Source organism: Streptomyces sp. NPDC093097 (assembly GCF_044754325.1).
Lineage (GTDB): Bacteria > Actinomycetota > Actinomycetes > Streptomycetales > Streptomycetaceae > Streptomyces.
This window is the reverse complement of the sequence record NZ_JBIVOW010000019.1, coordinates 73202-84337: the sequence shown is the minus strand read 5'-3', so window position 1 is coordinate 84337 and position 11136 is coordinate 73202. Positions and strand designations below refer to the sequence as shown.

11 protein-coding genes and 2 pseudogenes are annotated in these 11136 nt (G+C 65.6%); 6 read left to right on the top strand and 7 right to left on the bottom strand.

Annotated features, from left to right (window positions below):
* Positions 1 to 286 precede the first annotated feature (286 nt).
* Positions 287 to 595, bottom strand: coding sequence for a metalloregulator ArsR/SmtB family transcription factor (locus tag ACIQE0_RS28195; RefSeq protein ID WP_366336646.1), 309 nt, complete (start codon positions 593 to 595; stop codon positions 287 to 289).
* Positions 596 to 656: 61 nt separating this feature from the next.
* On the opposite strand from ACIQE0_RS28195, the gene ACIQE0_RS28190 reads away from it, so the two are divergent.
* On the top strand, positions 657 to 1685 hold the full coding sequence (locus tag ACIQE0_RS28190) for a zinc-binding dehydrogenase (RefSeq protein WP_402337397.1): 1029 nt from the start codon (positions 657 to 659) through the stop codon (positions 1683 to 1685).
* A gap of 229 nt (positions 1686 to 1914) precedes the next feature.
* On the opposite strand, the gene ACIQE0_RS28185 is transcribed toward ACIQE0_RS28190, so the two are convergent.
* The 3 genes from ACIQE0_RS28185 to ACIQE0_RS28175 all read right to left on the bottom strand — a co-directional run bounded on the left by ACIQE0_RS28185 (position 1915) and on the right by ACIQE0_RS28175 (position 4167).
* Positions 1915 to 2703: a class I SAM-dependent methyltransferase gene (locus ACIQE0_RS28185; RefSeq protein ID WP_402337394.1), complete on the bottom strand. Its 789-nt coding sequence runs from the start codon at positions 2701 to 2703 to the stop codon at positions 1915 to 1917.
* Between the two features lie 11 nt (positions 2704 to 2714).
* Positions 2715 to 2840, bottom strand: a complete 126-nt coding sequence (locus ACIQE0_RS28180; protein WP_366336562.1) for a hypothetical protein — start codon at positions 2838 to 2840, stop codon at positions 2715 to 2717.
* A 76-nt stretch (positions 2841 to 2916) separates the two neighbouring features.
* Positions 2917 to 4167 carry an FAD-dependent monooxygenase gene (locus ACIQE0_RS28175; protein ID WP_402337390.1) on the bottom strand — a complete coding sequence of 417 codons (1251 nt, stop codon included), beginning with the start codon at positions 4165 to 4167 and terminating at the stop codon, positions 2917 to 2919.
* Between the two features lie 72 nt (positions 4168 to 4239).
* On the opposite strand from ACIQE0_RS28175, the gene ACIQE0_RS28170 reads away from it, so the two are divergent.
* Entirely contained in the window at positions 4240 to 4803 is a 564-nt protein-coding gene (locus ACIQE0_RS28170) for a TetR/AcrR family transcriptional regulator C-terminal domain-containing protein (protein WP_402337387.1), read from the top strand.
* Positions 4804 to 4857: 54 nt separating this feature from the next.
* On the opposite strand, the gene ACIQE0_RS28165 is transcribed toward ACIQE0_RS28170, so the two are convergent.
* A complete protein-coding gene (locus ACIQE0_RS28165; protein WP_402337384.1) occupies positions 4858 to 5100 on the bottom strand; it encodes a hypothetical protein in 243 nt (80 codons plus the stop codon).
* Positions 5101 to 5483: 383 nt separating this feature from the next.
* Here ACIQE0_RS28165 and ACIQE0_RS28160 point away from each other — a divergent pair, with 383 nt between their 5' ends.
* From ACIQE0_RS28160 to ACIQE0_RS28150, 3 genes are all read left to right on the top strand, one after another.
* On the top strand, positions 5484 to 5636 hold the full coding sequence (locus tag ACIQE0_RS28160) for a hypothetical protein (protein ID WP_366336653.1): 153 nt from the start codon (positions 5484 to 5486) through the stop codon (positions 5634 to 5636).
* An 89-nt stretch (positions 5637 to 5725) separates the two neighbouring features.
* Positions 5726 to 5896, top strand: a complete 171-nt coding sequence (locus ACIQE0_RS28155) for a hypothetical protein (RefSeq protein WP_402337381.1) — start codon at positions 5726 to 5728, stop codon at positions 5894 to 5896.
* Between the two features lie 222 nt (positions 5897 to 6118).
* Positions 6119 to 6511 (top strand): transposase, encoded by a 393-nt coding sequence (locus ACIQE0_RS28150; RefSeq protein WP_402337379.1) that lies wholly within the window; start codon positions 6119 to 6121, stop codon positions 6509 to 6511.
* Here ACIQE0_RS28150 and ACIQE0_RS28145 read toward each other — a convergent pair.
* Both ACIQE0_RS28145 and ACIQE0_RS28140 read right to left on the bottom strand, forming a co-directional pair.
* The gene (locus ACIQE0_RS28145; RefSeq protein ID WP_402337617.1) at positions 6505 to 9249 is read right to left on the bottom strand and encodes a DUF4157 domain-containing protein; all 2745 of its coding nucleotides are present in this window, start codon (positions 9247 to 9249) and stop codon (positions 6505 to 6507) included. The two genes, ACIQE0_RS28150 and ACIQE0_RS28145, sit on opposite strands and share 7 nt — an antisense overlap.
* A gap of 133 nt (positions 9250 to 9382) precedes the next feature.
* A pseudogene (locus ACIQE0_RS28140) lies at positions 9383 to 10197 on the bottom strand (transposase family protein); the annotation flags it as partial.
* Between the two features lie 165 nt (positions 10198 to 10362).
* On the opposite strand from ACIQE0_RS28140, the pseudogene ACIQE0_RS28135 reads away from it, so the two are divergent.
* A pseudogene (locus tag ACIQE0_RS28135) lies at positions 10363 to 11025 on the top strand (transposase); the annotation flags it as partial.
* Positions 11026 to 11136: the final 111 nt, after the last annotated feature.

The window sequence follows — 11136 nt, the reverse complement described above, 5'->3', positions numbered from 1 at the left end:
ACGAAGCCAGCAACAACGCGGCGTCCTGTCAGCTGAACGGCAGCAGGCCCTCGCTGCCATCGACCCTTGGTGGCGCCCGCCCTGGAACCTGAAATGGCAACGCAGCTACCATCGCGCCCGAGACGCCGCAGACGGTCAGCCTCTCCGTCCCGACACCGGCTTCATCGACCTCGGCGACGCCCTCGCCGCGCGATGGCCGGCCCTCGGGCCGGGACCGCCGCGTGCCGAGGACGTGTGCCAGGCGCGGCGCCGTGCAACCCGGAGCCTGCGGCCCCCGGTATGGGGCCTAGAAGACGTCGCGCAGGGTCTCCACGAGGCGGGCGATATTCGCTTCGTCGCGGCGGTAGTACGTCCACTTGCCTCGCCGGGTGGCGACCACCAACCCTGCTTGCCGCAGCATCGTGAGGTACTGCGAGGTAGTTGGCTGACTCAGACCCGCACGCCGCTGGATGTCGGTCACGCATACACCGATCTCGACGTCGTCGAGCTCCTGGCCGGGGAAGCTCATCGGCTCCTTGAGCCACACCAGCATCTGGCGGCGGGCCGGATTGGACAGGGCCCGGAACACAGCCAGCAACTCCGCCTCCGAAAACACATGCGCATCGTAGCCCAGATACATATTGACGATTTGAAATATGCCAATCTATGGTTGCCGCATGTCGACTTCGATGCGTGTGATGGAACTCGTCCGCTTCGGTGGCCCGGACACCGCGTTCACCACCCGAGAGCTGCCAAGACCTACTCCGGGGCCCGGCCAGGTACTGGTGCGTGTGATGGCCACGTCCGTGAACCCCCTCGATCTGCAGACCCGGCGCGGCGACTACCACGACCAGGTGGCGCTGCCTGCGGTGATCGGCAACGACGTGTCCGGCGTGGTGATCGAGACCGGCCCCGTGGCAGACGACTTCCAGCCGGGCGACGAGGTCTGGTACATGGCGCCGGTGTTCGCCGGGCAGGGAACCTATGCCGAGTTCCACGTGGTCGACCAGGCATTGGTCGCCCACAAGCCCGCGCGCTTGTCGCATGTCGAGGCTGCTGGTCTCGCGCTTGTGGGCGTGACGGTGTGGGAGGCACTGGTCGAACGCGCCGGAGTGCGGGCCGGGGAACGGGTCCTGGTGCACGGCGGAGCGGGCGGGGTCGGCTCGGTCGCCGTCCAGATCGCCAGCGCGCTCGGGGCCGAGGTGGTGACCACCGCGCGGGCCAGGGATCACGAGTTCGTCACCGAACTGGGCGCCGACCTCGCGATCGACTTCTCGACCGGTGACTACGTGCCGCAGGTCCGCGCGATGGGCGGGGTGGACGTCGTACTGGACACCGTAGGCGGGGACACCCTCACCCGCAGCCCGGAGGTCCTCGCCGACCGAGGCCGCGTAGTGTCCCTCGTGGACATCCCCGAACCCCAGAACCTGCTCGCCGCGTGGGGCGTGAACGCGACCTACCACTTCGTCTTCGCCAGCCCCGGCCGGGCGAAGCTCGAGGCCCTCGGCCAACTGGTCGACCAGGGAGAACTTCGACCGATGATCGGCGCCGTGCTACCGCTGGCCGACATCGCACAGGCGCACACACTGCTGGAAGGCGGCTCTACCAGTGAGGGCCGCAGACGCCCCCGCGGCAAGATCGCCATCGCCGTGCACCCCCTGGACCAGCCGCCGCACGGGACAGGGCCCTTGGCTCGGAAGAGCTAGCAGAACCGCTTGACGCCCATGTCCTTTCGCCCATCGGCTCACTGAGCAGGTCGCGAGGAAGAGGCCCTCATACGTCACACGGCCCTGCGTCCGCGCCACCTCCAGCCAGCGCCACACTGTGCGCACATCCACCCCACCGACCTGGGCGCCCGCACGCACATGCGCCGCCCTCAACGCCCCTGCCGCATCGAGCTCCAACAGCCTTGGGGGCTGCCGCCCAGCCCGTGGGTCAGCGGCGGCCGGTGCAGACCGCATAGCCCTTGGGATCGCGCCAGGGGCCTTGGTTGCTCGCGAACCATCGCCGTACCTCGTCGCTGATCCCCGCCGCGACCGCCTCGCGGTGCGAGGAGTCGTCCCCGACGCCGTAGAAGTTCATGAGCGCTTCTCCGAACGCGATGACCGGCTCGGACGAGTCGAAGACGAGGCAGTTGTCGTACACCACCGTTCGGACCTCGTCGAAGACATCGGCCAGTTGGTCCGGCAGGCTCCCGGAGTTCACGGTGGCGTTCGGCGAGGCCATGGGCGCGAGACCGCGCGCCGCCGCCTGCTCCCGCACGACGGAAGCGATGCGGGGAGTTACCTCGGCGTGGTTGACGACGGCCACGACTCGCCCTCCAGGGCGCAGGACTCGACTGGCCTCCTTCAGTGCCTGCGACACATCTGAGACGTGGTAAAGCATGTGACGCGCCGTCACGGCATCGAACTCGTCATCCGGGAACGGCAACGCGATCGCGTCCCCGGTCACGGCCCGCACGCCCCTTACGGCGGCGCACGCCTCCGTCGCGGCTGGGGAGGAATCCAGCCCACTCAGGGCGCCGATATGTCCAGACTCCCGAAGGCGGGACAGGAACGAGCCCGTACCGCAACCGACATCAAGCAGCGATTCGGCGGCAGCCAACCGGAGTTCAGCGAGGACGGCGGCCTCCACGTCGTCGACACGCTCGCTGTACCGGCGATGGGTCTCGATTCGGGTCTGCAGGGGGCCAAGTCGCAGGTACTCTCCGGAGAAAATGGACATGGACCTCGTCCTCACAGTTGGATCGCCGTGGCGGCGGGGAGTTTCCTCATCAAGAGTGTCTGCTGGATAGCGCGCTTGCTGCGCTCGAAGTACACCGCAGGAGACTCCGCCGCCCTGATCTCCGGATGCCTCGACATCACCTCCCGCCAGACCTTCGCGCCGCCGACCAGGCCCTGGTCACGACGGCCAACGGTCCCCGCTACCCGGTTGCGTTCAAGGGGCGCTGATCGGTGCCGGGTTCTCGGGGAGCTGCCAGCTGCCGCCGCGGTCCTCCTTCGAGAGGCGGGCGACGAGGTCGGGGACGTGCAGGAAGCAGGCGAGCGCGGTGGCGGCCTGGAAGGCGCCGATCGCGCGTCGGGTCGTCGGCATCCCCAGACGCAGGAGGCGCGGATTCACCCCGCCCTGGATCTCGTCGACGAAGGGCCGCAGCGTCCTGTCGTAGTTCGCCAGCGCGGTCGGCAGGTCGCCCGGGTGGCGGTTGATCTCACCAGCCAGGACGTGGGCGCCGACCAGGCCGCCGGAGATGCCCATGCCGCTGTAGGGGGAGGCGCAGTGGGCGGCGTCGCCGACGAGGACCACGCGGCCCTTGGACCAGGTGTCGGTGCGGACCTGTACGACCTCCTGGGAGTAGAAGAACGGGCTGGTCCGCATGCCCTCGATGAAGCGCTCGGTCTGCCACCCGGCGTCGCGGAACCTGCTCGCCCAGAACTCCTGCTGGCGCTCGACGGGTGCGCGGTGGATCGCCGAGGCGTCCTCGGACTCCTCCCGCATCACGAAGTACACCTGGGTCTCGGTCGGGTTGTGGCTGCGGCGCATGATCTGACGGCCGCCCGGGACCATGTAGGTGTCCCGGATGTTGCCGTCCGACGCGATGCGCGGAACGAACCAGTACGCCATGTGGACGCCCACCCGCCAGTACGGGTCGAAGCCCTTCGGCAGGATCGCCCGCCGGATGCGCGATCCCTGCCCGTCCGCGCCGACCAGGAGGTCGAATGCGCGGGAGGGTCGGTCGGAGAAGTGCGCGACGACCTCGTCCTCGTCCTGCTCGAAGCCGTCCACGGCGGTGCCGAAGACGTACTCGGTGTCGTCCTTCGTCGCGTCGTGGAGGATGCGCACCAGGTCGCCGCGCATGATCTCGTACTCGGACGTGAGGGTCTGTCGGCCCCGGCCGGAGGTGTTGGCCATGATCGTCGCCTTGGCCCTGCCGCGGTCGTCGACGAAGGCGACGCCCGCCTCGTCCACGAGCTTGCCGCGGATGGCGTCGAGGAGCCCCATCCGCTCGGCGGCCTCGATGCCCTGCCCTCGGAGGTCGACCTGGGCCCCGGCGGCCCTCAGCGCTGGGAAGCGCTCGGCGACGGTCACCCGGTGGCCGCCCTGCGTGAGCCAGTAGGCCAGGGCCTGGCCTGCGATCCCGCCGCCGGCTATGAAGATCCGCAGGGGCTGCGTTCCCGACGTCTGTGCCATATCGCGATCACCCCAGAATTTATCAGTGAATGATTCCTTCCCAGGGTTGTTTATCAGCGATAGATTGTCAACGTGACCAAGATCAACCGTGCGGCCGTCGTCGCCGAGGCGCTTGACCTGCTCGACGAGGTGGGACTGGACGCCGTCAGCACGAGGCGCCTGGCGAAACGGCTCGGCGTGGAGCAGCCGGCGCTCTACTGGTACTTCCGCACCAAGAAGGACCTCCTCGCTGCCATGGCGGAGGCGGCGATGGCGCCCCACGCGACCGCCCCTCTGCCGGAGCCCGGCGACGACTGGCAGGAGTGGTTCCTGGACAACACACGCAGCTTCCGGCGCACCCTGCTGATGCGCCGGGACGGCGCGCGGGTGCACGCCGGCAGCACTCCCGCCGGCGACCTCGACCGGATCCGCCGCAAGATGGACTTCCTCGTCACCTCCGGAGTGCCCGAGCGGGACGCGCAGATGGCGATGCTGGCCGCCGGCCGCTTCACGGTCGGCAGCGTCCTGGAGGAACAGGCGGATACCGGCGCCAGCGCGGAGCTACCGGCTGACGTGCCGGTGATCGATCACGAGTCGGCGTTCGAAGCGGGCCTCGCCCTCATCCTGAACGGGTTGGCGCAGCGCGCCGGGACGTAGAACTGGGCCCTGTTCTCCCGAAGTTACGGCGAAGTGGTAAGCAGCTCTCTGCAATCAGAGTGGCGCTCGATCAGGGAGAGCGAGGCGAGGTCCAGGGACTTCGCCGGCCTGGAGGGCGGCGAAGTCGGCGTGGGCTTGTTCGACGGCTTCGGGGTATGCCTCGCGCTTGGGGTGTTCGGTGAGCGCCCGGTAGATGCTGGCGACGGAGGGGTTCTGGCTCTTGCGCTTGCCGGTGGGGATGATCGGGTCGGGCTGGATCTGCTCGACGGACTCTCCGCCCGCGCGGTGCCGGAGCACGGTGTGGAGCATGTCGTCGGGAACAGCAGCTCGCCCGGGCCTGTGGGGTCGTAGAGGCCAGGCAGGGGCAGGCGAGCATCTCCCGGAGGATTTCAAGTCCAGTGAGACGGTCGTGATGCTACGAGGTTTGTGGTGCGGGCTCCCTGCGCTTGGCTGGGTCGTTGATCCACGCCGTCTGGGGTATCTCGGGTGGTCGGGGGCAACGTCGACGCGGTCAGGCGCGGTGCAGAGGTCCAAGGAGTCGGTGCGAGTGTTGGGGTCGACGTAGTATGCAAGCCACAGAGGGTTGGATGAGTTGTTGGTGACGGTACAAATCTTCCACATAACAGTGTTCTCCTATCCCATGTGTCGACCGTAGTCAGTCGGATTGGGCTTGATTCGGATTGACGGACATTCAAGATCAGGGGTTCTGCCCCGGGCTGTGTCTGGCCGCCGTCATCGACATCACCACCCGCTGCGTGATCGGGTGGGCCACCGCCGACCACCTGCGCACCGAGCTGGTCGCAGACGCTCTCAACGACCATCTACGAAGCTGATGGGTTTCCTGCTCGTTGGTGGTGCGCCAGCAACGAGCAGGGACGGATGAGTTGCTGGAGAACTTGGTGCGCGGGGCGGTGTTCAGGCGATGTTGGACTACGCCCTGGCCGATATCGGGCACACTGGTGTGCTGTGGACCTGCGCCTCGGTGAGGGTGCTGATCGAGCTGGTCTGCGGGGTGTCGAAGACCGAGCAGGGAGTGGGCACATCGCACGTGGCCGCGCCGGCACGGCCTGCCCGCCGCTCGTACTGGCAGTAGCCGGAAGCAGTGCGGGCGTGGCCGGAGGAGGAATATCCGGCGATCGCCGTGTGGGCGAAACGGGAGTAGACCGAGCTGGTCCGGGCCGATTGGTGCGGTCGGCGCCCAAGGCCGCCCCGCCGGGCCGGTCTTGGGCGCCGACCGGGCAGACCCCGCTGGTGCAGGTCTACGGCCACCGCTTCAAGGCAACATCATGCCTGCTGTCGCCTCACGTGGCGCCCTGTGGTTCACCGTCTTTCCCGGCAAGTTCACCGCGGAGGTGATGTGCTCGTTCCTCGAACGCCTCGCCCGTCAGGCCGACCACAAGGCCCACATGAGCGCCGACCGGCACCCGGTCACCGCAGCAAGACCGTCTGGGCCTGGCTCGAGAAGCACGCCGAGCGCCTCGAGCTGCACCTGATGCCCGGGTATAGCCCCGAGCTCAACCCCGACGAGCTGTTGAACGCCGGCCTGAAACACCATGTCCAAGCCCCCCGCGCCGCCTTTCGTCGGCGACAAGACCTGGCGCTTCCTGCACCGCAGAAAACGACAACCCCGCATCGTCTGTGGCTACTTCAGAGCCCGCCACGTGCGCTACACGATCCTGCAGGAAACCCACCATTTTCGGTTCAATAGCGGAACATCACATGAACCTGGCCGTCGAAAAGGGCGAGGCCTGGTGCCTCAGGCATGCTGTTGTCCTCGGTGATGCTGAAATCATGGGTCCAGGAGGTACTGCCATCAGGGGGTGTGGTGCTGCGCCCGACGTGTACGTGGTTATCTGGGCCGAAGTAAGCCATCCACAGCTGTGAGCCGTCAGCGGCCATCGATGGTCCAGCCTGGGTGCGCCAGGAGTCGATATCACCGTATTGAGTCTTAGCCCAGACGCCACTTTGACGAGTGGCGACATTAATACGGAATTCGGTCCCCCTACGGGCAACGCGCAGAAAACCGTTAGCGTTGCAGGCCGCTACAGGGCTTGCAGTATTCCAGTCGGGGATGAGTTGCGGCGAACCCCACCCCAGAAGGGCATTGTATTCGGTGAAATAAGTGCTCCCGGCCACAGCTCCCCGAAACACCAGAAATAGACTGTTCCCGATTCCAGCAAGCGCAGGCGACATTGAATCGATTGAACTGCTGGTGCCCGGGACGCGCTCAGGGGAGCTCCAGCTCGAGCCGTTATAGAAGTTCACCCGAATGGTGCGGTCGCCCCTGTCGATATAGGCGCAGTACAGTCGGTTATTCCAGACAGTCAGCGTCGCGGCGAAGTTTGACGCGAAGGACTGGCCTACGGGGCCCAGTGTTTGTGGAGTTCCCCATTCCCATGCCCCGTTACTGTAGCGATTCCACACCAAGGTCCCGTCGAGCCTGGCGAAGACAGCGTACAGCTTACTGTTGTATTCACAGAGAGTCGGCGCGGTCGAGGCACTCCACCTCTGGCTGGGTGCTTCGTACCAGTTATCGCTTCCCCTGCGGATCCAGTGGTGGACAGGATTACCGACGGTGAAGTTGTCGTCGAGGGAGACCTTGCCAAGCCTGGGAGAGAGAGCCCAGGTGGCAGCGTACGTAGCGAGCTGGGACTGAGTGCCGAACTGCCCGTACAGGAAATTGGTTGCCCTGTCGTGAACCGTGTCCTGAAAGTCCTCCAGGGGAACGAGGCTGGATGCGCTGGTTCCGGCCTTGTTGGGGAAATGGTTGCGGATGAGCTGTGGGCTGATGCCAAGGTCGGCGCCGGTGGCGAGGATATTGAGGATGGCCTGTTGGGACATCTTCGCGGTCTCGGAGGCGATACGTACACCGTCGCCACCCTTGAGCATGGTGTCATCGCCCCAGATCTGGAATGGGATGGTACGTTCCGGGGCGGAGACCCACAGGGACTGTTCATTGTAGTAGTCGTGGAGGGCCGCCGTGGACATCTGGGTGACGCCGTTGGTCAGGAAGTGCAGGTAATTACTGTACGCGGTGTCGAGGTCAGGGCCGGATACGCCGGAGGCGGCCCTCCGTTGTTCGTAGGTATCCATCTCCTGGGCCGTTTCGGGATCTTTGACGGTACCCGTATAGGGCCAGCTGGTGTACATGCTGCGCGGGGCCAGCCCGGGCTGCAAGTCTGTCGTCATCGTCTTGATCTGATCCCAGTCCCCAGTGGGGATCCCCCTAATCGCAACCCATTCGACGAACCACTGCATGACCCAGGTCTTGTTGATGAGGTGGCCGGCGGCAAAGGAGTCCTGTAGGAAATGGTCGGCGTAACCGTGATAGAGCCACGCCTTGTATTGGTTCTCGGCCCTCGAAGCTCCATCTACCGCGTTGAAGGAATTCATCGCGTATTCCCGGGAGATCATGTGGAACTGATACCAGCGATGCCACGAATACGGCGCGAAATGGCACGCGTTGCGGGCAAGTAGCCCATTGTAATGAGCGACCCCATGTTCGCCAACATCCCTTGTCAGGTAATTCATCGCCCCGGTCTCGAGAACCTTCTGGACCCACCCCAACCATCCCCAGTCAACCAGATTGTTGGCAAAGTTCGCGCTTGGCGCATTCAGGAGCCAGTCCGCCCCAATCTTGTTGTACGTCTCCTGGCGCACAGTCTGCAGGATGGGCAACAGGATGTCCTTGCCCAGGGTGTCCAGGACGGCTGGCTGGGGCAGGTAATCGGCCAGAGTGTTCAACTCTCCATAAGTGACGAGTAGTTGGCTGCCCTGCAGCCTGATGGCGTGAATGTCGGGGAAATGTGCCTGCATCTGCGCTTCTGTTACGCTCTCGGGATTCGTTTGCCACAACTGCAAAAGCTGGCGCATCTTGTTCAGAAACGTCCCGGAATCACCCTGACTTTTGTTGAGGGATCTGGCAACCACGTCCAGCGAGTTGGTATTGCAGTCGCCGAGCATGCGGTGTTCCCAGGAGGAATGGCACTGAACCAACATCGTTGCGGCATCTGTAAGCCGCTGTGGAGCCGCCGCCGGGCCCGGCACCTTCCGACCGGACACCACAAGAGTGGCAACCTCGTCCGCCACGTACTCGCTGAGGTCGTCATACGGCTGTACCCACTCCGCGTCAGCCGCTCCAGACCCATCGCCCTGCCGCGCAGCGTGCGCCACCTCATGCGCCAGCAGCCATCGCCCCACACTGCTTCCCGGATTGAAACAGCCATCCCGGAAGAAAATATCGGCGCCCACCGTAAACGCCTCAGCCCCGAATGCCCGGGCCAGCCCGTCAGCCTCGGCACCTGTGTGGATACGCACCTGCCCCATATCCACGCCGAAGCTACCTTCAAGCCACGACCGCACCGTCTGTTCTAGCGCCACACCTCCACCCAGCTCCCTTCGAACACGACGCGCAACTGAATCGCGAACAACTGGCACAGGAATCACCAACCAATCAGTGAGAAATCAGATACAGATACCCGAAAAGGCAGTAGGATTCGTCGCGATAACACGGAGAGTGGGGGGTGATATTCAACCGGTGCGGCGGGAAGAAAATAACCGAGTTATTGGAGCTCTTCCATCCTGGGCAACTGCAGGTAAGGAGGGTGCGGACGGCCTGGACGACGCCGCTGACGCAGCTGGTGGAGCATCGGGCCCGGCGGAAGATGCATCAGATCTTCAATCGGGCGAAGACGCGTTCCCCGGGAGCCCGCATCTTGGCGTGGACGTGGTTGAACCGCTTGCAGTGCCCGCGGAGTTCACGGTGCCCGCGGTACGGGATACGGAAGACTGAGCCGCCTCCCCAGCAGGCCCGGTCGGCGAGGGCGAGGCTCCGTCGGAGGAGACAGGACTGCACAATGCCGTCGGCTCTGGCTGCAGTCAGGTCGTGGGTCCGTCTCGACAGCGCACGGGAGAACCACAGCGGGACCTCGTCGGCACGCCCGATGACCTGCACGTTCATCCCGTGACGCTCGTGCTTGTGCGAGGAGTACGGCGCATCGGCTGCGATCCGGCCGGTGGGGACGAGAGCGCCGTCAACGACGACGAAGTGCCCTTCACCCAGGCCCTCCGGAGCTCCCGCGAGCCAGGGGCCCAGGCCGCAAGGACCTCGAGCGTCTCATCGACGTACCGCCAAGCAGCCGCCACAAAGAGTCTGAAACCTGCCCCGACCTACGCGAACGTCTCGTTGTCCCGCAGATGGCCGGAGCGAGCAGGGCCTGCTTGAAGCAGACCAACCGCCGCCCCCAGGTTCCGAGTTCACGCCGACAGGCGTGGGTCGGCCACGAGACAGGCTCGACCCGCTCATAGGGACATCGAGCACGGCAGATACGGAACCGACGAAGCCCCCTCCGCCCGGGCGCCGCACGTCCTGGTCGGCCGCGTGAGGAGTGACATAAACTCTTATAGTCCACACCGCAGCTGTCTCCCTCACGTGAACTGCCCCGAGTTTCGGAACGGCATGTGGGTGTGTCAATCTTTACGGCTCTGTCTCGCTTTCGGTGGTGATGGAGAGTCGTGAGGGAGCGTTGATATCGGTGTCATGGACGTCAACGAGCTTGTGCAGACGGGGACTTCCTGGCTGCCGAGCACTGGGTGGACGCCGGCTATCCCACCGCTGCTCGCATCCTCGGCGCCCTCGACGATCACGGCGTCGAACTGCACGGGCCGCTGATCGGCAACGCATCGGCCAAGCCAAAGGCGCCTTCGGGCTGGACGCGTTCACCCTCGACTGGGAACGCAGGCAGGACACCTGCCCAACGGGGCCACCGCCACGCAGTGGTACCCTGCACCGATTCCAAAGGCCTGCCGGCCATCCGCGTGCGGTTCCCTGACAGCAGCTGCGGCCCCTGCTCCGACCGGCGTTCGTGCATCAACTCGGCCACCAGCCGCCGCCGCGAGATCATGCCGCGGCAGCAGCAGGCCGAACACGACGCCATCCGCACCATTCGCGCCGAGCAACAGACCGGCACCTGGAAAGAGCGCTACAAGATCCGCGCCGACGTCGAAGGCGTCATCTCCCAGGACGCCGGACACTGCGGCCCGTGCAGATCCCGCTACCAGGGACCAGCGAAGACCAGCCTCCAGCACCAGCTCACCGCAGCAGCCCTCAACCTCGCCCCCATCGACGCGCACCTCCCCGGCACACCCCGAGCCCGCACCCGCACCAGCCACTTCGCACGACTTTGCCCCGCCGAGCTGACGCTCGACGGGGCAAATCAGGGGCCGAATCAGCCAACAGCGTCGGCAGACACAGCGCGGCCCCTCCGTACCTGCACCCGCTCTACGCCGCCGCGGCGACCTTGGACTGCTTCAACCGCCGGACGCAGCTGACAC